The sequence below is a fragment of the Streptomyces sp. NPDC001858 genome (assembly GCF_053594615.1).
In genome coordinates, this window is sequence record NZ_JBSFEV010000008.1 from 121,666 (window position 1) to 145,557 (window position 23,892).

The following is a 23,892-nucleotide window of genomic DNA, read 5'->3' on the forward strand; positions in this document are numbered from 1 at the left end:
CCTAGGGGCGCGGGGAACTGCGCGACCAGCCACATCCGGCCCGCACTCCGCGACGAAACAGATCCAGGCAGACGCTTACGCGCCCCAACCGGCCTGTTCCCCACCAACCCGCTCAGCAACAACCTTCTCGGCCCATCCGGATCGGCGGTACGCCACAAGCGGCTCGGGGTCCAACCCCATCTCCTCCCGCACCTCACGAAGAAGCGGACGCACATCCGTGTTGTACGCATCCATCACCACGGCGTTGGCCTCCAGCACATCCCCCGCAGCCTGGGCGGAGCCCAACGCCGAGCGATCGACCAGCAACGCCTTCGCCGTCGCCTCCTGCACATTCATCACGGACCGGATGATCGCCGGAATCTTCGCCTCGATGTTGTGGCACTGGTCGAGCATGAACGCCACCTCGGAGGTGAAACCGCCCCCACGCACGACCTCGTACATGATCCGGAACAGCTGGAAGGGATCGGCCGCGCCCACCATCAGGTCGTCGTCCGCGTAGAACCGCGAGTTGAAGTCGAACCCGCCGAGCTTCCCCTCCCGCAGCAGCGTGGCGACGATGAACTCGATGTTGGTCCCCGGCGCGTGGTGCCCGGTGTCGACCACGACCTGCGCCTTCGGGCCGAGCTTGAGACAGTGCGCGTACGCGGTGCCCCAGTCCGGGACGTCCGTCGCGTAGAAGGCCGGCTCGAAGAACTTGTACTCCAGCAGCATCCGCTGCCCGTCCCCGAGCCGCTCGTACACCTCGGCCAGCCCCTCCGCCAGCCGGTCCTGCCGCTCGCGGAGGTCGTCCTGCCCGGGATAGTTCGTGCCGTCGGCGAACCACAGCTTCAGATCGGCGGAGCCGGTCGCGTCCATGATGTCGACGCACTCCAGCAGATGATCGAGCGCCTTGCGGCGGACCGCCGCCTCCGGGTGGCAGATGCTGCCCAGCTTGTAGGCGTCGTCCTGGAAGGTGTTGGAGTTGATCGCCCCCAGCTTCACGCCCCGGTCCTCGGCGTGTTTCGCAAGTGCGGAGTAGTCCTCCACCTTGTCCCAGGGGATGTGCAGCGCCACGGTCGGGGCCACTCCGGTGAACGCGTGCACCTGCGCCGCGTCGTCCAGTTTCTCCTGCGGGGTGCGCGGGACGCCCGCTTGCGCGAACACCTTGAAGCGGGTCCCCGAGTTCCCGTACGCCCATGACGGCGTCTCGACGGCCTGGGTCTTCAGCGCGGCCTTCACCGCGGCGAGGTCGGTCACTTCGGGCTCCTGAGACATCGGTCCGGAACAACTCCCGGATGAAACGATTCAGAACGGGAAGCTATGAGGCTGCCGGGGGAGTGTCAACCCCTTCGGCCAGGACTGTTGTCCGTGACCCTCGCGTGACCTTCGGCTATCGAAAACTTTTCGAGACGGACCCATTGACGTGACATGCCGCCCATGTCTAACGTCCCGGCAATCCAGTTGAAACCTTTCACGACGTCGTGACGGCCCCCCGGTACTCGGTGGGAACGGTGCGCGGACGTCGTCGAGGAGCCACCCATGACCCACCCGTCCGACACGGGAGCACCACCGGTGCTGGCACTGAAGGACGTGACCAAGTCCTTCGGCGCCGTACGCGCCCTGCGGGGCGTCTCCCTGGAGCTGTTCCCCGGCGAGGTGCACGCTCTCGCCGGCGAGAACGGCGCGGGCAAGTCGACCCTCATCAAGACCCTTGCGGGGGTGCACCGACCCGACGCGGGCCGGGTGCTGCTCGACGGCGAGCCCGTCGCCTTCCACGGTCCCGGCGACGCCCGCGACGCCGGCATCGCCGTGATCTACCAGGAGCCCACGCTCTTCCCCGACCTTTCGATCGCCGAGAACATCTTCATGGGCCGCCAGCCCCGGCGCACCCTCGGCCGCATCGACCACAAGGCCACCCACGCCGAGACCGCCGCGCTGATGAGCCGGCTGGGCGTCGACCTCGACCCCGACCGTCCGGCGCGCGGGCTGTCCATCGCCGACCAGCAGATCGTCGAGATCGCCAAGGCGCTCTCCTTCGACGCCCGCGTCCTGATCATGGACGAGCCGACCGCCGCCCTCACCGGCAGCGAGGTCGCCCGTCTCTTCAAGGTCGTGCGCACCCTGCGCGAACAGGGCGCGGCCGTGCTGTTCATCTCCCACCGCCTGGAGGAGATCTTCGAGATCTGCCAGCGGGTGACGACCCTGCGCGACGGCGCCTGGATCGCCAGCGAGCCCATCGCGGGCATGACCGAGGACGACCTGGTCCGCCGGATGGTCGGCCGCGACCTCGACGAGCTCTACCCCAAGCAGGACGTCACCCCGGGCGAGGTCGCCCTCAGCGTGCGCCGGCTGACCCGCGAGGGCGTCTTCACCGACGTCTCCTTCGAGGTCCGGCGCGGCGAGATCGTCGGCCTCGCCGGACTCGTCGGCGCCGGCCGCACCGAGGTCGCCCGCGCGGTCTTCGGCATCGACCGCTGGGACGCCGGAGAGGTCTCCGTGGACGGCCGCCGGCTCACCAACGGCGCGCCCTCCGCCGCGATGTCCGCGGGCCTCGCCCTGGTCCCCGAGGACCGGCGCGCCCAGGGCCTGGTGATGGACATGTCCATCGAGCGGAACATCGGCCTGACCGGCCTGCGCACGACCGTCAGGGCCGGTCTGATGGACCGCGGCGCCGAGCGCAGCCGCTCCCTCGACTGGGCGGTCAAGCTCCAGGTGAAGTACGCCCGGATCGCCGACACCGTCAACACGCTGTCCGGCGGCAACCAGCAGAAGGTCGTCCTCGCCAAGTGGCTCGCCACCGGGCCCAGGGTGCTGATCGTCGACGAGCCGACACGCGGCATCGACGTCGGCACCAAGGCCGAGGTGCACCGGCTGCTGAGCGAGCTGGCCGCCGACGGGGTCGCCGTCCTGATGATCTCCTCCGACCTGCCCGAGATCCTCGGCATGGCCGACCGCGTGCTGGTGATGCACGAGGGCCGGATCACCGCCGAGATCCCCCGCACCGAAGCCACCGAGGAAACCGTGATGGCCGCAGCCACCGGGAGGGCCGCCGCATGACGGTGACCACGTCCCACGAGGCGCCCGTCGCCGAGGCGCCGAAGTCCAGCGGCACCCGGCTGGTCGACCGCGTCTTCAAAATGCGCGAACTCGCCATCCTGGCCGTCTTCCTGGTGATGATCGCCGTCACCCAGGCCGGCAACAGCGAGTTCCTGTCCGAGCAGGGCATCAAGGACCTGCTGCTGAACGCGACGATCCTGGTGCTGGTCGCCACCGGTCAGTCCCTGGTCGTCATCACCCGCAACGTCGACCTGTCGGTCGGCTCCACGCTCGGCATCTCCGCCTTCGCCACGGGCACCTATCTGCAGGGCGGCGGCAACCCGGTCATCGCGATCGTGCTGGCGATCCTGACGGGCGTCGGCTTCGGGCTCCTCAACGGCCTCCTGGTCAGCCTCGGCCAGGTGCCCGCCCTCGTGGTCACCCTCGGCACGCTGTACATCATCCGCGGCATCGACTCCATCTGGGTCGGCTCCCGCCAGATCACCGCGGCCGACCTGCCCGGCTCCTTCGTCGACTTCGGCTCCGGCGGCCTCTCCGCCGTGCCCTGGCTCGCCCTGATCGCCGTCGTCGTCCTGATCGGAGCCGCCTACTACCTCAAGCACTTCGGCAGCGGCCGCGAGCTGTACGCGCTCGGCTCCAACCCGGAGGCCGCCCGCCTCGCCGGCATCCCGGTCCGCAAGCGGATCCTGGTCGCCTACACCTTCTGCGGCGGCCTCGCCGGGCTCGCCGGGGCGATGTACCTGGCCCGGTTCGGCAACGTCGACTCCAGCACCGGAAACGGCTACGAACTCACCGTCGTCAGCGCCGTCGTGGTCGGCGGAGTCGTCTTCACCGGCGGCTCCGGCAGCGTCTACGGCGCGGCCCTCGGCGCGCTGCTCCTCACCTCCATCAACAGCGTCCTGCCCGCCCTCGGCGTCAGCTCGGTCTGGGTGCTCGCCATCAACGGCGTGCTGCTCCTGCTGGCCATCGCCGTCGACCGGATCGTGGCGCTGCGGGTGGCGTCCGCCCTGAAGAAGAAGTCGGCCGCCGCCAGGAGCACCACGGCCCCCGAGAAGACCACCGTCACGAAGGGAGACGCGGGCCATGCCTGAGTCGCTCACCCGCGCCGTCCGCTGGGACACGGTCGTCGGCGCCCTCCTGATCGTCCTGCTGCTGTTCTCCTTCTCCACGGTCGACGGCTTCGGCAACGCGCTGAACCTGTCGTTCCTGATCGGCAACACCCTGCCGATCGCGCTGATCGCCCTGCCGATGACCCTGCTGGTCGTCTCCGGCGAGATCGACCTGTCGGTGGCCTCCACGGCCGGTCTGTCCGGCGCGGTCATGGGAGCCCTGTGGAACCAGGGCCTGACCATCGAGGCGATCATCCCGATCTGCCTGCTGATCGGCGTGGTCTGCGGCCTGATCAACGGTCTGCTCGTCACCCGGCTGGGCCTGCCCTCGCTCGCCGTCACCATCGGCACCCTCGCCGCCTACCGGGGCATCGCCCAGATCGTGCTCGGCTCCGACGCGGTGACCGACTTCCCCACCCAGTACCTGGACTTCGCGGCCGGACGCGTCGGGGACAGCTTCCTCCCGCAGGCCTTCCTGCCCTTCGTCGTGCTCCTCGCGATCGCCGTGGTCGTGCTGCACGCCACCCCGTTCGGCCGCTCGGTGTTCGCCACCGGCGCCAGCGAGGAGGCCGCCCGGTTCGCCGGCATCCGCGTCAAGCGGCAGAAGCTGATCCTGTTCACGACGACCGGCCTGATGGCCTCCCTCACCGGCATCTTCTGGGCCCTGCACTACGCCAGCGCCCGCTACGACAACGCCACCGGCCTCGAACTCTCCGTCATCGCCGCGGTGTTGCTCGGCGGCATCGACTTCGACGGCGGGAAGGGCACGCTCGGCGGCGCCATCGCCGGCGTCTTCCTGCTCGGCGCGCTCCAGAACGTCATGAGCCTCCAGGACGTCTCCGCACAGTCGCAGATCGTCGTCACCGGCGTTCTGCTCGTCGTCTCCGTGCTCGCCCCCCGGGTCGCACGGCAGATCTCCGTCGCCAGGGCGGGCCGTAGAGCCGCGGCCTCGACCACGACGGCCTGAGAAACAGCCCTCCCCAGCCCTTCTCGTAAAGGACCGACACCACCATGCGTAAGTCATCCCTGCGCCGTGCCTGTGCGGCTCTCGCCGTCGTCTCCTCCCTCTCCCTCGCCGCGACCGCCTGCGGCGGCACCACCAAGGAGGACGTGAAGAACGAGTCCACCGGCGCCGCGGCCTCCGGCGGGAAGGCCGACCCCAACGCGGCCACCAAGAAGGGCCTGACCGTCGGCTTCCTGCCGAAGCAGGTCAACAACCCCTACTTCACCTCCGCCGACAAGGGCGGCGAGGCGGCCCTCAAGGAGCTGGGCTCCAGCTACAAGGAGGTCGGCCCGTCCAGCGCCACGGACACCTCGGGGCAGGTGTCGTACGTCAACACCCTGACCCAGCAGCAGGTCGACGCGATGGCCGTGTCCGCGCAGGACCCGGGCGCCCTGTGCACCGCGCTCAAGCAGGCGATGAGCAACGACATCAAGGTCGTCACCTACGACTCGGACACCAACCCCGAGTGCCGCAACGCCTTCGTCTCGCAGGCGTCCGCCGAGGACCTGGGCCGCACCGAGGTGCAGCTGCTCGCCGAACAGATCGGCTACAAGGGCGAGATCGCGATCCTGTCCGCCGCGCAGACGGCGACGAACCAGAACACCTGGATCGACTTCATGAAGGACGAGCTGAAGGACGCCAAGTACAAGGACGTCAAGCTCGTCAAGGTCGCGTACGGCAACGACGACGCCCAGCAGTCCTTCCAGCAGACCCAGGGCCTGCTCCAGGAGTACCCGAACCTGAAGGGGATCATCTCCCCGACCACCGTCGGCATCAAGGCGGCCGCCCAGTACCTGTCGGGCTCCAAGTACAAGGGCAAGGTCAAGCTGACCGGCCTCGGCACCCCCAACGACATGCGCAACTACGTCAAGGACGGCACCGTCGAGGCGTTCGAGCTGTGGGACCCCTCGAAGCTCGGTGCGCTGGCCGCGCAGACCGCCGTCGCGCTGGTCTCGGGCCAGATCACCGGCAAGGAGGGCGAGACCTTCAAGGCCGGCGGCACCACGTACACCATCGGCAAGGACGGCGTGATCAGCCTCGGCAAGCCGACCGTGTTCGACGCCAAGAACATCGACCAGTTCAACTTCTGATCCCCCTGTTCTGATCCCCTGTCACCCACCCCACTGGGAGCGGTACTTCATGCAGCGCGTCTGTTTCCTGCTCAAGGTCCGACCGGACCGCATCGCCGAGTACCGCGAACGCCACGCCGCCGTGTGGCCGGAGATGCTGGAAGCTCTCTCGGCCACCGGCTGGCACAACTACTCGCTCTTCCTCAGAGACGACGGCCTGCTCGTCGGCTATCTGGAGACCGAGGATTTCGCAGCCGCCCTCGCGGGCATGGAGGCCACCGACGTCAACGCCCGTTGGCAGGCCGAGATGTCCCCGTTCTTCGAGTCGCTCGACGGATCCCGCCCCGACGAGGCGATGAAACCGCTCACCGAAGTGTTCCACCTCGTGTGACGACGAAAGGTTGCGAGATGAACAGACGTACGCTGCTCGGAGCCGCCCTCGCCGGGGCCGTGGCGACCCCCGCCCTGGCCGCCGGCACCGCCCGGGCGGCCGACCCGGGCCCCTCGGTCACCCGGACGGGCACCACCCGGCTCGACGCGACGGCGATCTTCTTCGTGTCCTACGACGGCCTGGTCAACAACAACTCGTTCCAGAAGAACGGCCTGTTGACCTACAAGGGCTACCAGTACGCCGCCTGGTACACCGCCACCAGGAACGCGGTCGTCGCCCGCCGCGTCCTCGGCGGCGTCGCCTGGTCCACCGTCACCCTCTCCCACCAGCTCAAGGCCAGCGACTCGCACAACGTCATCTCCATGGGCGTCTCCCGGGTCGACGGCCGGCTGCACCTCAACATGGACTCCCACAGCGACGGCTTCTTCTACGTGAAGTCGGCCGCCGGACTCCTCGACGACCCGGCGGGCACCGCCTGGACCTCGTCCGTCTTCGGCGCCGTCCAGACCACCCTCGACGGGCTCGCGCTCACCGCCCAGTTCACCTACCCGCAGTTCGTCGCCACCCCCGAGGGCAGGCTCCAGCTCAGCTACCGGGCCGGCGTCTCCGGCAACGGCCGCAACGCGCTCGCCGAGTACGACGGCTCGACCTGGACGAACCTCGGCGAGTGGTCCAGCTCCACCGGCTCCTACACCAGCGAGCACGGCACGTCGACCGTCCGCAACATGTACCTGCACGGCATCGACTACGACGTCAACGGCCGCCTGCACGCGTTCTTCACCTGGCGCGAGCAGAACGGCGCCGTGATGTGCTCCGGCGGCGGCATCACCAACCACGACACCGGCTACGTCTACTCCGACGACCGCGGCCGGACCTGGCGCAACGACGCGGGCACCGCCGTCGGCACCACGGGCGGCTCCGACAAGGTGGCCGTCACCGACGGCGGACTCGTCGTGGACGCGCTCAACCCCGACCACTCCCTGATGAACCAGGAGAGCCAGGCCACCGACTCCACCGGCCTGCCGCACGCGATCATCAGCTACGTCCCCGGCCGCTTCGGCCAGTGCACCACCGCTTACGTCAGCGACCGCACCGCCAACGGCCGCGCCTTCCACGTGCGCAAGAACTCCGCCGGCACCTGGCAGAAGACGGAGATCCCCGTCGTCCTCGGCTCCAGCCAGCGCACCAAACTCGTCCTGGACAAGTACGACAACGCCTACGCGATCTTCCCCTTCGGCCGGATCGCCGGCGCCTCCAAGGCCTCCGGCCACACCGACTGGACGGTCCTCTTCGACGGCACCGGCCTGAACGCCTTCGGCGAGGTCGTCATCGACGAACTGCGGGTCGGGGCCGACAACGTGCTGTCGTTCATGTACCAGGAGAAGTCGACCGGGACGACCCCGTCGGCGCTCCATGTCATCGACTTCGCACTGCCCGCATGATCCGCACCCTTACGCGGACAGGGGCCCGGCGGGACGACGGTAATGTGAAGGCCGTCCCGCCGTGCCCCGTTCACCTGGAGGTCCCCGCCTGATGGCCCATTCGGTGGGTATCAAGGACGTCGCCCGAGCCGCCGGAGTCTCCGTCGGCACGGTGTCCAACGTCATCAACCGCCCGGACACCGTCGCCACCGAGACCCGGGCACGCGTGCTCTCGGCGATAGACCGGCTCGGCTACGTCCGCAGCGAGTCCGCCCGCCAGCTGCGCGCGGGGCGCAGCCGCATCATGGGGCTGCTCGTCCTCGACATGGGCAACCCCTTCTTCGTGGACGTCGCCCGCGGCGCCGAACGGGCCGCCCGGGACGCCGGGCTCGGCGTGATGGTCTGCAACAGCGCCGAGAGCGCCGGCGAGGAGGCCGAGTACCTGTCGCTCTTCGCCGAGCAGCGGGTGCGCGGCGTGCTGCTCACCCCGGCCGACGCCACCGGCCGCAACATCGAGTCCTTCCGTCGGCACGGCATCCCCTTCGTGCTCGTCGACCGGGTCTCCGAGGGCACTACCGAATGCTCGGTGTCGGTGGACGACGTGGCGGGCGGCGCGCTCGCGGTCCGCCACCTCATCGACGCCGGACACCGCTCCCTCGCCTATGTCAGCGGCCCGCCCGGCTTCACCCAGGTCCGCGACCGCCGCACCGGCGCCCTCAACGCGCTCGCCGAGGCGGGCCTGGGGCCCGAGGCCCTGCGCGAGCTGCCCACCGAACGCCTCGACGTGGCCGCCGGCCGGGACGCGGGCGCCCGCCTCCTCGGCCTCGCCGACCGCCCGACCGCCGTGTTCTGCGCCAACGACCTGCTCGCCCTCGGCGTCCTGCAAGCCATGTACGCGGCCGGCGTCGGCGTCCCCGACGACCTCGCCATCGTCGGCTACGACGACATCGAGTTCGCGGCCGCCGCGGCCGTCCCCCTCACCTCGGTCCGCCAGCCCGCCGTCACCATGGGCGCCCTGGCCGCCGAGATGCTGCTGGAGGAGACGGAGGAGAGCGAGAACGGGGTGGCCGTCGCCCCGCACGAACACCGCAGGGTCGTGCTCCAGCCCGAACTGGTGGTGCGCAGGTCCAGCCTCTCGGCGCGCTGATCGGCCGTTCAGCAGCCGGTCATGATCCCCCGGGCTCCGGCGCCGACCGGACATGTGCTGAACTGGGACGCGGCCCGCACACCGAGCGTCCCAGGAGACCCCTGTTGTCCCTCAGCTACCGCCAGCCCGGCGTCGTACTCACCGACCGCCGCTTCACCGTGCCGCTCGACCACGCCGACCCGACCGGGGAGACGATCGGGCTCTACGCCCGTGAGGTCGTCGCGAGCGACAAGGTCGGCCAGGGCCTGCCCTGGCTCCTCTACCTGCAAGGCGGCCCCGGCTTCGGCGCCAACCGCTTCGTCGGCAAGCCGGCCTGGCTCGGCCGCGCCCTGAAGGAGTACCGGGTCCTCCTGCTCGACCAGCGGGGCACCGGCCACTCCACCCCGGCCAACCGCCAGACGCTCCCGCTGCGCGGCGGCCCCGCCGAACAGGCCGCCCACCTCGCGCACTTCCGGGCCGACTCGATCGTCCGGGACTGCGAGCTGATCCGCCGCGAGGTCACCGGCGGCGACCCGTGGACCGTGCTCGGCCAGAGCTTCGGCGGCTTCTGCACGGTCACCTACCTCTCCACCGCCCCGGAGGGCCTGGCCGCCGCCCTGATCACCGGCGGCCTGCCTTCCCTGGACGCCCACGCCGACGACGTCTACCGCGCCGCCTACCCGCGCATGGAGCGCAAGGCCGCCGCGCACTACGCCCGCTACCCGCAGGACGTCGAACGCGTCCGCCGCATCGCCGACCACCTCCAGCACCACGAGGTGACGCTGCCCAACGGCTACCGCCTCACCGTCGAGGCCTTCCAGACCCTCGGCATCCTCCTCGGCGGCAGCGAGGGCAGCCACCGCCTGCACCACCTCCTGGAGGAGGCCTTCGTCCCCACCCCGCACGGCCCGGAGCTGTCCGACGCCTTCCAGGAGGAGATCCAGGGCCTGCTCTCCTACGCCGGACACCCGCTCTACGCCCTCGTCCACGAGGCGGTCTACGGCCAGGACGAGCGCCCCACCGCCTGGTCGGCCGAGCGGGTGCGCGCCGAGTTCCCGCAGTTCGACGCCGCGAAGACGCTCACCGGCGACGGACCGCTGCTGCTGACCGGAGAAACGATCCACCCCTGGATGTTCGAAACCGACCCCGCGCTGCGCCCGCTGCGCGAGACCGCCGAACTCCTCGCCGCCCGCACCGACTGGCCGCCCCTGTACGACTCCGCCCGCCTCGCCGCCAACGAGGTCCCGGTCGCGGCGGCGATCTACCACGACGACCTCTACGTCGACACCGCCCACTCGCTGCGCACCGCCCGCTCGATCCGCGGCCTGCGCACCTGGGTCACCGACGAGTTCGAACACGACGGCGTCCGGGCCGGCGGCCCCCGCGTCCTGGACCGGCTGCTCGCCCTGATCCGTGACGAAGCGTGATGTCAGTGTCACGCATTAGTCTTCGAGCATGACCGAGCCGACTGTCCCCCAGCTCCAGCCCATGCCCGAGGACTGGAGCCGTGCCCTGGCCGTGGTGGCGCACCCGGACGACCTCGAGTACGGGTGCTCCGCGGCCGTCGCCGCCTGGACCGACGCCGGCCGTGAGATCGCCTATGTGCTGGCGACCCGCGGCGAGGCGGGCATCGACACCCTCCCGCCGGCCGAGTGCGGCCCGCTGCGCGAGCGGGAGCAGCGGGCGAGCGCGGCCGTCGTCGGCGTCTCCGCGGTCGAGTTCCTCGACCACCGGGACGGCGTCATCGAGTACGGGATCCCGCTGCGCCGGGACATCGCCGCCGCGATCCGCCGGCACCGCCCCGAACTCGTCATCACCCTCAACCACCGCGACACCTGGGGCGGGGTCGCCTGGAACACCCCCGACCACGTCGCCGTCGGCCGCGCCGTCCTGGACGCGGCGGGGGACGCCGGGAACCGATGGATCTTCCCCGAACTCGTCGAGCAGGGCCTCGAACCCTGGAACGGCGTGCGCTGGGTCGCCGTGGCCGGATCGGCGACGCCCAGCCACGCGATGGACGCGTCGGCGGGCCTGGAGCGCGCGGTCGGTTCGCTGCTGGAGCACCGCGCCTACATCGCCGCGCTCACCGACGAGGATCCGGAGACCTACGTACGGGGCTTCCTGACCGGGGTGGCGAAGTCCGTCGGCGAGCGGTTCGGCGGCCGCCCGGCCGTGGCCTTCGAGCTCTTCAGCCGGTAGTCCGCAGGTCACTAGGGTGGACGACATGCGAGACACGACGGCGGACGACGCGGCGGACCCGACGGACACCACTGCGGACCGGGCCGGACTGCGCGGCGACTGCGAGAACTGCTTCGGCCTGTGCTGTGTGGCCCTGCCCTTCGCCCGCTCCGCGGACTTCGCCATCGACAAGCCGGCGGGCAAGGAGTGCCCCAACCTGGGCGAGGACCACCGCTGCGGCATCCACGCCCGGCTGCGGCAGAAGGGCTTCACCGGCTGCACGGTCTACGACTGCTTCGGCGCCGGCCAGAAGGTCTCGCAGCTCACCTTCGGCGGCCGCGACCGGCGCACGGCCACCCGGGCGGACGCCCGCCGGATGACCGAGGTGTTCCCGGTCGTCCGGCAACTCCACGAACTCCTCTGGTACCTCGCCGAGGCGCTCACCCTCCCCGCCGCCCGCCCGATCCACGGCGACCTGAGCCGGGCCCTGCGGGCGACGGAGGAACTCACCCGGCTGAACCCGGACGAACTGATCGCGCTCGACGTCCCGGCACACCGCCAGGATGTCAACGCACTGCTGCTGAAGACCAGCGAACTCGCCCGGGCCGGTATCGGCGGGCGCAAGAAGGAGCGCCGGGGCGCCGACCTGATGGGCGCCCGCCTCAAGGGCGCCGAGCTGCGCGGCGCGAACCTCCGCGGCGCCTACCTGATCGCGGCCGACCTCACCGGCGCCGATCTGCGCGGAGCGGACCTGATAGGCGCCGACCTGCGCGACACCGACCTCACGGACGCCGATCTGACCGGCGCGATCTTCCTGACCCAGCCGCAGCTGAACGCGGCCCGGGGCAGCGCGGGCACCAGGCTGCCGGAGTCAGTCACCCGCCCGGCGCACTGGGCACCGCGCCTCTGAGGACGGCCCCGCGGCCTCCTCGTCGACCGGCACGCCGGACGGCATCGGCATCGGCACCTCCGCCGGAACCTGCGTCGGCGTGCGGCGCTCCAGGTGCATCCGCAGCCCCTCCGGCATCAGCGTCAGCCGTTCCGTGACCCGCAGCCGGTAGGCCGGGTCGGGGCGCAGCTCGTAGCGGCGCAGCAGCAGCCCGAGCACCAGCGTGGCCTCGTGCAGCGCGAACTGCCGTCCGATGCAGGCCCGCGCCCCGGTGCCCCACGGCTTGTAGGTGTGCGGGGCCCGCGCACGGACGGCCGCCGCCTCGAAGCGGTCCGGGTCGAAGCGGTCGGCGTCCGGCCCCCACACCTCGGGATCCCGGTGCAGCATCGCGGTGAGGATCAGCGCCCACCCGCCCCGCCGCATCGGATGCTCCCCGCCCAGCACCGTGTCCGCCCGGGCCTCCCGAGCGAACGCGGGCGCCGTCGGCCACAGCCGCAGCGCCTCGTCGAGCACCCGGCGCAGGTAGCGCAACTTCGCCACCTGCTCGTAGGCCGGCGCCGCCGTGTCCCCCCACACCTGGTCCACCTCGGCGCGGGCGCGGGCCGCGATCCGCGGGTTGACGGAGAGGTAGTGCAAAGCGAAGGAGAGCGCGCCGGAGGTGGTCTCGTGGCCGGCGACCAGGAAGGTGATGACCTGACGCCGCACATTCCGCGCCGACAGCCGTTCGCCGGTCTCGGGGTGGGCGGTGTCGAGCATCCGGTCCAGCAGATCACCGTCCCCGCCGTCCGCGCCGCCTCGGCCGCCCCGGTCCCGGCGGGCCTGCACCAGGTCGTCGACGGTGCGGTCGAGGTAGGCGATGTCGGCCTCGTTGCGCCGCGTGGCCCGCCGCAACAGGGCGGGGGACGGCACCGTGTTGAGGCGCTGGGCATAGGTGAGGGTGCCCACCATCGCCGTCACGAAGGGATGCGGCCGGGCGCGTTCGAAGGAGCCGAAGTCGTGGCCGAAGCCGGTGCGGGCGATCGTCTCCAGGGTCAGTTTCGTCATGTCGCCCGGCACGTCCACCGCCCGGCCCGCGGCCAGCTCCCGGTCCCAGTGGCCGGTGAGCCGCTCGGCCACGTCCAGCATCATCGGGTGGTAGGCCGCCATGGCTTCCCGGCTGAAGCCCGGGGCCAGGACGTCGTGCGCCAACTGCCAGTTCGGCTCGTGGTTGTACGCCGTGAACAGGGCGTCCCCGACGACGGGCCGCAGATTGGCGATGCCCAGCCCCACGTGCTTGGCGAAGCGCGCCTCGTCCGCCATGTCGGCGGCCAGCGCCGCGCCCCCCACGAAGACGAACTCCCGGCCGAACGCCTTGCGTCGGAAGATCGGCCCCAGCTCTTCGGCGTACCGCAGGGAGTCCTGGAGGGGTGTGCGCCGGCTCGCGCCCAGGAGGTCGCCGAGCAGCGGGATCCGGTGCGGCGGATGCGGAATGCGCTCCAGCTCGGGCCAGCCGAGCTCCGCGCTGCGAAACCCCTTCGGCAGTATCTCGCCGGTCGTCGTCCCCGTCTCCGCCATGACGCGATCTCCCTTGATGCAGCGGCAGGTTGAGCATGTTGTACGTGGGTTCAATAACGCGGCTCAGTCTGGTCCCGTCGTCGAACCGGCGTCAAGTAAGGTGCGGGCATGGCCGCGAACCAGGGGGAGCGCACCCGGCGCCGACTCAGCACCGGGGAACGCAGGGAACAGCTCCTGACGGTCGGCGCGCGCCTGTTCTCGGAGAGTCCGTACGACGACGTCTGGATCGAGCAGGTCGCCGAGATCGCGGGCGTCTCCCGGGGGCTGCTGTACCACTACTTCCCCACCAAGCGGGACTTCTTCGCGGCGGTCGTCGAGCGCGAGAGCGAGCGGATGCTGCGCATGACGGCGGCGGTCCCCGGCATCCCGGTCCGCGATCAGCTCGCGTCCGGCCTCGACACCTACCTGGAGTACGTGGAGACGCACGCGCACGGCTACCGCGCCTTCCACCGTGCGGACGCGGCCGGCGACCAGGCCGTGCGCAAGGTCTACCGGCGGGCGCTCCAGGCGCAGGAGCGCCAGATCCTGGCGGCCCTCGGCGCCGACCCGGAGTTCGGCCCGCTCTTCGGCGAGCGCCCGGACGTGCGGCTGGCGGTGCGCGGCTGGCTGGCGTTCACGACGGCGGTCTGCCTGGAGTGGCTGCGCGGCTCGGACCTGTCACGGGAGCAGGTGCGGGACTTGTGCGCCCGGGCGCTGCTGGGGGTCATTTCCCTGCCGGGATGATCTCCGGCGGGGGAGAATGGGGGATGACTTCCGCCGACGCCCTCGACTCCCGCAACGCGCCCGATGCCCTCGACGCCCGCGGCTCCCTCGACTCGCTCGCGAGCGCCGAGGAGATCCATGCCGACCTGGTCGAACAGGTGAACCTGATGCTGAGACGCCTTGGCATGTACGGGGGCGAGCCGGCCTTGTGGGTGGCCTTCAGACAGCTGGCGTTCGTCGAGCGTGCCACCGGGGCCTGGGACGAGCAGTGGCGGTCCTGGCTCGATCGCTCCGGGAGGAGCACGGGGGTGAAGGGCGTCTTCCGGGACATGGCGCCGGGCCACCGGGTCGACGCGGACGAACTTGCGTCGGTGTACGCGGAGTTCGCGCGCCGGCGCGGCTGGCTTCGGCCGGACCGGGTTCTCGGCGCGGACGACCACGCGCGCGTGCGGGACCGGGCGCGCGCCTGGGCGGCCGAGGACCGCACCTGGCCGGACGTCGTCACGGAGTTCGGGGAGCCGGCCCTGATGCTGGGCGGCACCAACCCGTACTACGGCAAGACGCTCGGCTACTTCGGGCCGGAGCTCGCGGAGCCGGTGGTGTGGTTCCACCTCTGGAACGGCACTGAGCCGGACGGGGAGTGGCCCCCGAAACGCCCGCAGCCGATCCTGCTCGCCGTGCGCTGCGGCGAGGAAGGCCCCCTCGACGACACCTTCACCTTCACCCCCGAAGGGTGGCGGCTGATGCCCGAACCCGACGGGTGTGGCCATGGTGGTTGGCGCGGGCACGGATCTCCGATAGGTTAGGCAAGGCTTACCTAAGGAGGTTTTGGGATGGGTGACAGCCAAAGCTGGGCTGCCGTGCCTGCCGCTGCCGAGCGGGCCCGTTCGGTGCTCGCGGCCTCGTGGTCCTGCGCGGTGACCGCGGACGGCGGGCGCGAGGAGTTCGTCGGCGCACACACCGTCGACGAGGACGGCAGGGTGATCCTGCACGTGCCCGAGGACAGCGCCCTGCTCACCGCGGCGATCTGTGCGCCCCGCGGCGAGCCGTCCGCGGTGCTGGAGTTCGGCGACGTCGCCCCCGTCCCCGTCCGCAACCGTATCCGGGCCCGGCTCTGGCTGGCCGGCTGGTTCGCCCCCGAGGACGAGGCGCTCGTCTTCCACGCGACCCGCGTCGTGCTGAAACAGCCCACCGGCGCGGTCGTCGTCGGCCTCGACGAGTTCGCGGAAGCCGAGCCCGATCCCCTCGCGACCGCCGAGGCCCACCTGCTCACGCATCTCGCCGACTCCCACCCCGACGCCGTGGAGCGGCTCACCCGGCTCGTCGACCGGGAGAGCCTGCTCGGCGCCGTCCGGGTCCAGCCGCTCGCCGTGGACCGGCACGGGCTGACGCTGCGCATCGAGCGCGCCCGCGCCCACGGCGATGTACGCCTGCCCTTCCACGCGCCCGCCGACGACGTCTCCCAGCTCACCGAACGCATGCACGTCCTGCTCACCCAGGCGGCGGCCGTCTCCTGCCCGCGCGCCCTACAGCGGCAGCGCACAGACCGCGACGGGTGACGCGAACGGCTCGCCCGCGAGCCGCAGTCCACCGTCCGCGCCGTCCACCCGGAAGACGCTGACCGTACCGGAGCGCTGGTTGGCGGCGAACAGCAGACCGCCGTCCGGCGAGAGGGCGATCTGCCGGGGGAAGTCCCCCTCCACCGGCACCGTGCCGAGCAGTCGCAGCCGGGCCCCGTCCGACTCCACCGCGTAGCGCGCGAGGGTGTTGTCGCCGCGGTTGGCCAGGTACGCGTACCTGCCGTCCGGCGTGACGGCGAACTGCGCCGGGTAGTTGGTCTTCGCCTTCGCGCCCGTCGACTGCGGCTTCCCGATCGTCAGCCGGCCGCTCGACGGGGCGTAGGAGCAGACCGCGACCGTGTCGTCGGCCTCGTTCGCGAGGTACGCGTACCGGCCGCCCGGATGGAACGTGAGGTGACGCGGACCGGCCCCCGAACGGGTGTGCGCCTGCGCGACCTCGGTGAGGGTCCCCGCCGTGCCGTCCAGCCGGTAGCTGTACACCGTGTCCGTGCCGAGGTCGACGGCGAGCACATGGCCGCCGTCCGGGGACGTGATGAACTGGTGCGCGTGCGGCCCCTGCTGGCCCGACCGCGGGGCCGGACGGCTGTGGACGACCTTGTCGGTGCGCTCGCCGAGCGCCCCCGAGGCGTCGATGGGGTGCACGGCCACGCTGCCCGAGCCGAAGTCCGCGCTGAGCAGCCACCGGCCGCTCGGATGGACCGACACCTGGCAGGTGTGCGTCCCGCCCGTGGCCTGGCTGCCCAGCACCTTCTGATCCGACAGCCGTACGGCGGTCACCGCGCCGCGCTCGCGTTCGTTCGCCGCGTACAGCGTGCTGCCGTCCGGGTGCACCGCCAGATACGACGGGTCCGGGACGCCGGTGATCGTGCCCCGGCCGGTGATCCGCCCCGACGCGGAGTCGTACGAGGCGACGCCGACGCCCTTCCCGCCGCCCGCGGCCGAGGTGTAGGTGCCCAGGTAGAGGGGACGGGGACCGGACGCACTGCGCGAGGCGGACGCCGACGGCTCCGGCGACGCCGACGACGCCGGCTGCTTCGGCGCGCCCTGCTGCGCCTCCCGCGCTTCCCGCGCTTCCTGGGTCTCCCGGACTCCCAGCGCATCGCGTGAGCCGCCTTCGTCGCCGCAGGCGGCCAGGGCCGAAGCCGCGCCCGCGCCGCCGAGCAGTCCGACGAAACGACGCCTGCTCAGGCCGCCGCGCGCCGCTTCCGTCCCACTGCCCATGGCCAGCACCTCAGGTCGTCGTCCGTCACCGCCGTGACTGCCACCTTCACCCGGACCGGCGGTCGAACGCAAAAGCGGAACCCCCGAGGGCGGGGGAGCGGGGCTATCAGTGGCGGGGGATCCGGCCTACCAGTCGCCGTCCTCCACCGCCTGCCCCGGCGCGTCCTTCAGGTGGTGCACCTGGCCGGGGGCGGGCGGCTGCCACGGGTCGAGATCGGCCCCGAGCCACTCGCCGACCGGCTGCACGGCCGCCAGGGTGTCGCTGGGCGCGACGTCCTGCGCGTCGTCGTCGTAGTAGTCGTACCAGGGCAGCCCGGCCCTGGTGTACGCGGCGCGGTCCACCGGAGAGGCCGGCGGCTCCTCGCCGGTGATGCGACGCCACTCCGGGGGCGTCACCAGATGCACGAAGACCCGGGCGGCGGGACTCTCGGTGTAGTCCGCGACCGGACGGCCGTCCCGGTAGACCTCCTGCCGCATCGAACCGCCCACCCCCAGGCCCATCGCCGCGGCCGCCCGGGCCCGGGGCGCGCTGCCCGGAGCGGGGGCGGCGGCCGGCATCATCGGGACCGCGCCCGTCCCGGGCGGGGCGCCGAATCCGACGGTCCGCACCGACTTCACGCTGCTCGTCTCCAGGGCGCGGCGGCGCTCCGCCTCCAGCCACGCGGCGCGCTTGCGCTCGTCGAGCGGGAACGACTGCAGCTGCACCCCGCCCCACACCTCCTCGCCGGTGACCTGGCCTTCCACGGTCGCCCCCAGGCCCAGCGGCACCGCCACGAACTGGCGCACCGTGCCCCGGCCCGAGTTGATGCCGTCCAGCCAGGGCTGACGGGGCAGCGCCACATAGTTCTGCGGATCACGGGAGAGCCGGTCGCTCCACGGCTTGCCGGACACTGCGCACACCTTGCCCGCTCCGACCTGCAGCGCGGCCGGCTCCGTCGAGCCCCCGAAGCTCAGCCACATCGCCTCGCGCAGATACATCGGCAGCAGCACGCCACCGCGCGCCAGCCAGTCGGCCGGCACGGTGTCGGGATGGTCGGAGACCCGCCGCACCGGGAACGTGCCGAGCCCCGGCGGCAGGTCGTGCGTACCGCTCTCCGGCAGCCGCAGGGTCCGCATGAACCGCACCGCCACCCCGCCCGGCAGCCGCAGCGTGTCCCCGTCGATCCTTACGGTGGTCCCGGTCATCGGCCCGCTCCCTCGTGTCCCGCGCCGGCCCCGCCCGGCGCTCCCTCAGGGAGAACGTCAGCCGATCCCCGTACGGTTCCGCCACAGCTGCTCCTGAACGCCCAGCCGCTCGCGCAAACGGGTCAGCCGCGGCATCCGTTCGCGCTGCTCCCGCGACACCAGGTCCAGCTCCTCCAGGAGACGGCGGGTGCGGTGCTCGGTGTCGAGCTCGTCGAGGATGCGGTTGACCTCGGCCAGCGCCGCGCCGTGCAGCTGCCACTGGCGGGCGTCGTGCTGGAGCTGCTCCAGCAGCAGTTGGGCGAGCTTGTCGCGGGTCGCCGCCGCCTGCCGCAGCTCGGCGCTGAGCCGGGCCTCGGCGGCGTCCGCGTTGCTGCTGACGGACGTCGTCACCAGCACCCCGAAGCTGACCACCGCGTCGGCGATCTCCGACAGCAGCCGCTCCACGGTCTCGCCGATCGCGGGCGGGAACAGCGGCTGCGGCTCACGCTCCTTGGCGAGGTCGGTCAGGGTCCGGGCGAGCACCCGCAGCACGACCGTGCAGATCTCCAGCGTGTCCAGACCGGTGCGCAGCACCACCCGGTGCAGCAGCCCCTCGCGCACCCGAGGGTTCAGCCGCAGGCTGTCCTCGGCCTGCCGCAGCGCCGCGTCCACCGACACGATGTCGTGGTCCAGCCGGCGGGCCTCGTGCAGCCGGGCGGCCGCCTCCTCGAACGGCGTGCGCCCGGCGGCCTCCTCGCCGATGCGCAGCATCAGCTGCCGCAGCCGGCGGGCCAGTCCCTCGATCGACTCGCCCGCCTCCTCCACCCACACCGGCGGCGGCAGCAGCACATTGCAGGCGAGCCCGACGACCGCGCCGATCAGCGTCTCCACCACCCGCGCCCACGCCGTGTCCCCGACCGTGGTCACCCCCAGCACCAGCATGGCGCTGATCGCCACCTCGGGGACGTACTCGTCGACCCGCACCAGATGCCCCACCGCGAGCGAGGCGATGATCAGCAGCGCGAGGCTCCACCAGGTCAGACCGACCAGGAGGCTGAAGGCGATGGCGACGAGCACCCCGGCCACCACCGCGTTCACCCGGCGGACCCCGTTGGTGAGCGTCGCGTACAGGGTGACCTGGACGACCAGCAGCGCCGTCAGCGGCGCGGTCAGCGGCAGCGCCTCCGGACTCAGCCGCAGCGCGATGACATACGCGATCGTGGCCGCGGCGGCGGACCGCAGCGCCTGGACGACACCGGGCTCCCGGTGCCGCCGCGCCAGCCGCACCAGGGGCGCCGCACGCTCACGTACATCTCGCATCGCCAGATCCGTTCCCTTTCCCCGGCAGCCTCGAACGTCTCTTCACCACCTCGCGGGACCCGACGGACCATCGGCTGCATCGAGGACCGGACCTGTCCGCGAGCGAGCCTAGATCGTTCCCACCGGCCGGGGAAGACGCCGGGCGCACGCGGGCGCGGCGGGAATCCCCCGAGCTCACGCCCGGGCTGCCCGCACCCCCGCTCAGCCGTGGAGCGGATGTGCCGTCTGCCAGGCCAGCCGGCGGTCCGCGTCCTCGCCGACGGCGGTGAGGAACTCGTCGAGGTCGAGGAACTCCTGCCACACCGGCCGGCCGCCGGCCCGCGACAGCTCCGCCACGACCAGGTCCTCCAGGTCGGCCACCCGTTTGTTCTTCCACACCTTGTCGGCCAGGCTCACCAGCAGGTCGTCCAGGACGACGTCGGGGGCCGTCCAGGAGGCGTGGGTCCCGGCGAACCGCGCCAGCTCGGGGCGCACGCCGTGGGCCAGCAGGAGTTCCCGGCCGGCCTCCTCGTGCCGGGCGCCGGGGCCGGACAGCTCCCCGGGGTGCACGGTCTTGCCGATGTCGTGCGTGGCCGCGCCGAACAGCACCGCCTCCCGGTCCACCGCCGCGGCTGGACAGTGCGCCCCGATCCAGTCGACGAGCCGGTCCGCGACATCGTGGACGGCCCGCAGATGAGCCACCAGCCGCGGCTGTGCGCCGACCTCGTCCAGCAGCACCGCGACCTGCGCGGGCAGCGGACGCAGCGCGGGGTCCGAGGTCTCCTCCAGGGCGATGGACAGCACGGTCGGGGCGGTCGTCATCCGCCCAGCCTAGGCGCGCCGCTGGAAGTGCCGCGATGTGCTGTCGTTCCGCTGCGGCGCCGTCGTGGCTGGTCGCGCAGTTCCCCGCGCCCCTGAAGGGCGCGGCCGAACCGCAGCCGACTTCGTCCGACCCGCCTGGCTACGGCTCTTCACGCGACGCCGGTGAGGAACTCGCGGACGGCGGGAGCGAGGGCGCGGGCGAGGTCCTCGGCGGTCCGGAGCTCGTCGCCGATCACGATCGTGGCCAGCCGTCCGTGCGGGAGGACGGCGGCGGCCGCCTCGGCGAGGGCGGTGGGGTGACGTGGGTCGGTGCCGGGGAAGACGAGCGTCGGCGCGGTGATCGCGGCGAGCTCGTCGACGCTGCGGAAGGAGCGGTCATGGCCGATGGCGGCCGCGGCCACGATGCTCGCGGGGTCCGAGCGGGGGATGGCGTCGCGCACCATGTCCCCGACGACGGGCGGGAAGCGGGCCAGGATGGGCTCCCAGCCGGCCTCGATGCCGTAGGCCGCGACGCGGGCGGCGAACGCGTCGAGAAAGCGGATCTCGGCCTCCTTCGCTGCGTCGTCCTCGATGTCCTCGACGCCGATCAGCACGGCGGCCCGGACCCGGTCCGGGTGCGCGGCGGCGGTCCGCAGCGTGATCGTGGAGCCCAGGCCCGCCCCGGCGAGCACGGCGCCGGGCAGCTCCAGGCGGTCCAGGAGCCGGATCACGTCGTCGGTGTACTGGGCCCAGGTGTGCCGGGCCGGATCGGTACAGACCGAACGGCCATAGCCGCGCAGATCGGGGAGCACGACGGTCCAGCGGTCGGCGAGCCGCTCGGCCAGCGGAAGCATGCTGCGGTGGTCGGGGCCGCCGGCATGCATCAGGACGAGGGCCGGGCCCGCTCCGACGGCGGTGGCGTGCAGGGTGCAGTCGTCGGACGCCCGGAAGCTGATCTCTGCCATGAGCCGACCGTAGACCGGTTCCGACCGACTCCGGTACGCACAATCCGCCGACCGCTGTCTCGATCCCGCCAGTCGGCCGTCGTCCGTACCCTTTACCGGGATCGCGCTCCTGTAGACCGCGGAAGGGTGGGCACACGGTGACGGACTCGAAGGACCCGACCGACTCCATGGACTCGATGGATCGGGCCAGGCAGGTGCTGGCGCTCGCCGCCGTCCCGCCCGACCGGCTGGCCGGGGTGCGTCCGCTCAGCGGCGGCACGTACAACACCGTCGAGGAACTCCGGCTGACGGACGGCAGCCGCTATGTGCTGAAGGTCGCTCCCACCGCGCCGGGCCTGCGCTACGAGAGCCGACTGCTGATCGGGGAGGCGGAGTTCTGCCGCGGGGCGGCCGCGGCCGAGGTGCCTGCGCCCCAGGTCCTGGCCGTCGACGGACGCCTGCTGCTGATGACGGCGTGCCCGGGCGACCCCTGGGACGACTCGCTCGACGCCGTCGAACAGACGGAACTGCGTGCCGAGCTGGGCCGTCAGGTCGCCCGACTGCACCGGGTGACCGGGCCCGGCTTCGGCTACCCCTCCGGCGCGTTCGGCCCGCTCGCCCCCGACTGGCGCACCGCGTTCACGGCGATGTTCGACGGCATCCTCGACGACGCCCGCGACCACGGCGCCCGACTGCCCCGGCCGGTCGACGAGGTGGCCGCCGTCGCCCGGACCGCCTACGACGCCCTCGACGAGGTCACCGTCCCACGGCTGGTCCACTTCGACCTGTGGCAGGGCAACGTCCTGGTGGAGCGCCCCGCCGACGGAAGGCCCCGGATCGGCGGCCTCATCGACGGCGAACGCATGTTCTGGGGCGACCCCCTCGCCGACTTCGTCTCGCTGGCGCTGCTGGGGGACATCAGGAAGGACGAGGCGTTCCTCGGGGGCTACCGCGACGCCGGAGGCCGGGCCGCCTTCGACCGGTCGGCCCGGCTGCGCCTCGCCCTCTACCGCGCCTACCTCTACCTGATCATGCTCGTCGAGACGATCCCCCGGGCGAGCGGCGCGGACCACGACCGCTGGCTCCAGGAGGCGGTCGACCCGGAACTCCAGGCAGCACTGGACGAGCTCACCGACCCGGCGCTCTGACGGCCTGAGATCCCGCGGGCCAAGCGGGTCGGGGGAGGTCGCGCCCCGAAGGGGCGCGGGGAACTGCGCGACCAGCCACGACGGCGCCGCAGCGGAACAACGGCACCTCGCGGCGCTTCCAGCTGAGCGCTCAGCCCTGCGCGGGGAACGCGTTCACGCTCGTCAGCTCGGCGGACAGCTCCCACAGCCGTGCCGCCTGCTCCGGGTCCGTGGCCCAGGCCCTGACCCCGTCTGTGGCGTCGTCCGCCGAGGCCGGCTCGGCGATGTCGCAGTCCTCCAGGTAGACGCCGCCCCTCCCGGCCAGCTGCGGCGAGGTCGCCGCCCACACCTGGGTGGCCGCGCCCTGCTCCGGGGACTTGAAGCCCTCGGGGTCGAGCACCTTGCCGTCCTCGTCGATCCAGCCGCGCTCCACCATCTCCTGCTTCGGCAGGTGCCGCTGGAGGGGCGTGAGGATGCCGCCGGGGTGCAGGGCGAAGGCCCGTACGCCCCGGTCCCGGGCCAGCCGGTCGAGGTGGACCGCGAACAGCACGTTCGCGGTCTTGGCCTGCCCGTACGCCGCCCACTTGTCGTAGCCCTCGCGCCACTGGACGTCGTCCCAGCGCATGCCCGCGAAGTGGTGGGCCCGCGAGGAGACGGAGACGATCCGGGCGCCGCCGGGCTCGATCGCGGGCCACAGCCGGTTCACGAGGGCGAAGTGCCCGAGGTGGTTGGTGGCGAACTGCGCCTCCCAGCCGGGGCCGACCCGGGTCTCCGGACAGGCCATGATCCCGGCGCTGCCGATGAGGAAGTCGATGGTCCGGCCCGAGGCGAGGAACCGGTCGGCGAAGGCGCGCACGCTGTCCTGGTCGCCGAGGTCCAGCTCGTCCGTCTCGACGCCGTCGAGTGCGGCGAGGTTCTCGCGGGCTGTCTCCGGCCTGCGTGCGGGGACGACGACCCGGGCGCCGGCGTCGACCAGCGCGCGGGTGGTCTCCAGGCCGAGTCCGGAGTACCCGCCCGTGACGACAGCCAGCTTCCCGGTCAGGTCGATGCCCTGCAGAACGTCCTCGGCGGTGCTCGTGGCGCCGAAGCCCGAGCCGATCTTGTGCTGTGCGGTGTCGATCATGTCCGCAACGCTACGAATTGGAGTGCTCTCGAAGTCAAGCGCGACGAGCCGACAGCGGAGAGCCCCGACCGCAACGGGGGAATCGCGGTCGGGGCGGTCTGAAGGGGGGCAATGCCCGCCGGACACTGTGGCATCCGCACCCACTGTCAGTTTA

22 protein-coding genes are annotated in these 23,892 nt (G+C 72.0%); 14 read left to right on the forward strand and 8 right to left on the reverse strand.

Features of this window, described 5'->3' with window-relative positions:
* Positions 1–75: 75 nt before the first annotated feature.
* Positions 76–1,236, reverse strand: a complete 1,161-nt coding sequence (gene rhaI / locus ACWCPF_RS14220) for an L-rhamnose isomerase (RefSeq protein ID WP_451045289.1) — start codon at positions 1,234–1,236, stop codon at positions 76–78.
* A gap of 282 nt (positions 1,237–1,518) precedes the next feature.
* Between rhaI and ACWCPF_RS14225 the strand changes: the two genes are divergently transcribed.
* From ACWCPF_RS14225 to ACWCPF_RS14270, 10 genes are all read left to right on the forward strand, one after another.
* Complete coding sequence (locus ACWCPF_RS14225; RefSeq protein ID WP_451045290.1) at positions 1,519–3,036, forward strand: sugar ABC transporter ATP-binding protein; 1,518 nt, start codon at positions 1,519–1,521, stop codon at positions 3,034–3,036.
* Entirely contained in the window at positions 3,033–4,127 is a 1,095-nt protein-coding gene (locus ACWCPF_RS14230) for an ABC transporter permease (protein WP_451045291.1), read from the forward strand. The genes ACWCPF_RS14225 and ACWCPF_RS14230 overlap by 4 nt, the downstream gene beginning before the upstream one ends.
* Positions 4,120–5,112 carry an ABC transporter permease gene (locus ACWCPF_RS14235; protein WP_451045292.1) on the forward strand — a complete coding sequence of 331 codons (993 nt, stop codon included), beginning with the start codon at positions 4,120–4,122 and terminating at the stop codon, positions 5,110–5,112. The genes ACWCPF_RS14230 and ACWCPF_RS14235 overlap by 8 nt, the downstream gene beginning before the upstream one ends.
* A gap of 44 nt (positions 5,113–5,156) precedes the next feature.
* Positions 5,157–6,239, forward strand: a complete 1,083-nt coding sequence (gene rhaS / locus ACWCPF_RS14240; protein ID WP_451045293.1) for a rhamnose ABC transporter substrate-binding protein — start codon at positions 5,157–5,159, stop codon at positions 6,237–6,239.
* Between the two features lie 49 nt (positions 6,240–6,288).
* Positions 6,289–6,609: an L-rhamnose mutarotase gene (locus tag ACWCPF_RS14245; RefSeq protein ID WP_451045294.1), complete on the forward strand. Its 321-nt coding sequence runs from the start codon at positions 6,289–6,291 to the stop codon at positions 6,607–6,609.
* A gap of 17 nt (positions 6,610–6,626) precedes the next feature.
* The gene (locus tag ACWCPF_RS14250; protein ID WP_451045295.1) at positions 6,627–8,051 is read left to right on the forward strand and encodes a BNR repeat-containing protein; all 1,425 of its coding nucleotides are present in this window, start codon (positions 6,627–6,629) and stop codon (positions 8,049–8,051) included.
* Positions 8,052–8,142: 91 nt separating this feature from the next.
* Entirely contained in the window at positions 8,143–9,177 is a 1,035-nt protein-coding gene (locus ACWCPF_RS14255; RefSeq protein ID WP_451045296.1) for a LacI family DNA-binding transcriptional regulator, read from the forward strand.
* Between the two features lie 104 nt (positions 9,178–9,281).
* A complete protein-coding gene (locus tag ACWCPF_RS14260; protein ID WP_451045297.1) occupies positions 9,282–10,583 on the forward strand; it encodes an alpha/beta fold hydrolase in 1,302 nt (433 codons plus the stop codon).
* 28 nt (positions 10,584–10,611) lie between these two features.
* Positions 10,612–11,355, forward strand: coding sequence for a PIG-L deacetylase family protein (locus tag ACWCPF_RS14265; protein ID WP_451045298.1), 744 nt, complete (start codon positions 10,612–10,614; stop codon positions 11,353–11,355).
* A 25-nt stretch (positions 11,356–11,380) separates the two neighbouring features.
* A complete protein-coding gene (locus tag ACWCPF_RS14270; RefSeq protein WP_451045299.1) occupies positions 11,381–12,244 on the forward strand; it encodes a pentapeptide repeat-containing protein in 864 nt (287 codons plus the stop codon).
* Here ACWCPF_RS14270 and ACWCPF_RS14275 read toward each other — a convergent pair.
* Positions 12,206–13,777 (reverse strand): cytochrome P450, encoded by a 1,572-nt coding sequence (locus ACWCPF_RS14275; protein ID WP_451045300.1) that lies wholly within the window; start codon positions 13,775–13,777, stop codon positions 12,206–12,208. The two genes, ACWCPF_RS14270 and ACWCPF_RS14275, sit on opposite strands and share 39 nt — an antisense overlap.
* Positions 13,778–13,885: 108 nt before the next feature.
* Between ACWCPF_RS14275 and ACWCPF_RS14280 the strand changes: the two genes are divergently transcribed.
* From ACWCPF_RS14280 to ACWCPF_RS14290, 3 genes are read left to right on the forward strand one after another with little or no spacing between them, the layout of a single operon-like run.
* On the forward strand, positions 13,886–14,500 hold the full coding sequence (locus tag ACWCPF_RS14280; protein ID WP_451045301.1) for a TetR/AcrR family transcriptional regulator: 615 nt from the start codon (positions 13,886–13,888) through the stop codon (positions 14,498–14,500).
* A 23-nt stretch (positions 14,501–14,523) separates the two neighbouring features.
* Positions 14,524–15,285, forward strand: coding sequence for a hypothetical protein (locus ACWCPF_RS14285; protein ID WP_451045302.1), 762 nt, complete (start codon positions 14,524–14,526; stop codon positions 15,283–15,285).
* 27 nt (positions 15,286–15,312) lie between these two features.
* A complete protein-coding gene (locus ACWCPF_RS14290; RefSeq protein WP_451045303.1) occupies positions 15,313–16,038 on the forward strand; it encodes a DUF2470 domain-containing protein in 726 nt (241 codons plus the stop codon).
* On the opposite strand, the gene ACWCPF_RS14295 is transcribed toward ACWCPF_RS14290, so the two are convergent.
* The 5 genes from ACWCPF_RS14295 to ACWCPF_RS14315 form a co-directional block, all read right to left on the reverse strand.
* The gene (locus ACWCPF_RS14295; RefSeq protein ID WP_451045304.1) at positions 16,006–17,280 is read right to left on the reverse strand and encodes a lactonase family protein; all 1,275 of its coding nucleotides are present in this window, start codon (positions 17,278–17,280) and stop codon (positions 16,006–16,008) included. The genes ACWCPF_RS14290 and ACWCPF_RS14295 overlap by 33 nt on opposite strands.
* A 126-nt stretch (positions 17,281–17,406) precedes the next feature.
* Positions 17,407–18,465: a hypothetical protein gene (locus ACWCPF_RS14300; RefSeq protein WP_451045305.1), complete on the reverse strand. Its 1,059-nt coding sequence runs from the start codon at positions 18,463–18,465 to the stop codon at positions 17,407–17,409.
* 57 nt (positions 18,466–18,522) lie between these two features.
* On the reverse strand, positions 18,523–19,764 hold the full coding sequence (locus tag ACWCPF_RS14305) for an FUSC family protein (RefSeq protein WP_451045306.1): 1,242 nt from the start codon (positions 19,762–19,764) through the stop codon (positions 18,523–18,525).
* Between the two features lie 201 nt (positions 19,765–19,965).
* Complete coding sequence (locus ACWCPF_RS14310) at positions 19,966–20,565, reverse strand: HD domain-containing protein (protein ID WP_451045307.1); 600 nt, start codon at positions 20,563–20,565, stop codon at positions 19,966–19,968.
* Positions 20,566–20,714: 149 nt separating this feature from the next.
* Positions 20,715–21,509: an alpha/beta fold hydrolase gene (locus tag ACWCPF_RS14315; RefSeq protein ID WP_451045308.1), complete on the reverse strand. Its 795-nt coding sequence runs from the start codon at positions 21,507–21,509 to the stop codon at positions 20,715–20,717.
* A 167-nt stretch (positions 21,510–21,676) separates the two neighbouring features.
* Between ACWCPF_RS14315 and ACWCPF_RS14320 the strand changes: the two genes are divergently transcribed.
* Positions 21,677–22,636: a phosphotransferase family protein gene (locus tag ACWCPF_RS14320; RefSeq protein WP_451045448.1), complete on the forward strand. Its 960-nt coding sequence runs from the start codon at positions 21,677–21,679 to the stop codon at positions 22,634–22,636.
* 130 nt (positions 22,637–22,766) lie between these two features.
* On the opposite strand, the gene ACWCPF_RS14325 is transcribed toward ACWCPF_RS14320, so the two are convergent.
* Positions 22,767–23,735 (reverse strand): SDR family NAD(P)-dependent oxidoreductase, encoded by a 969-nt coding sequence (locus ACWCPF_RS14325; protein ID WP_451045449.1) that lies wholly within the window; start codon positions 23,733–23,735, stop codon positions 22,767–22,769.
* Between the last annotated feature and the right edge of the window lie 157 nt (positions 23,736–23,892).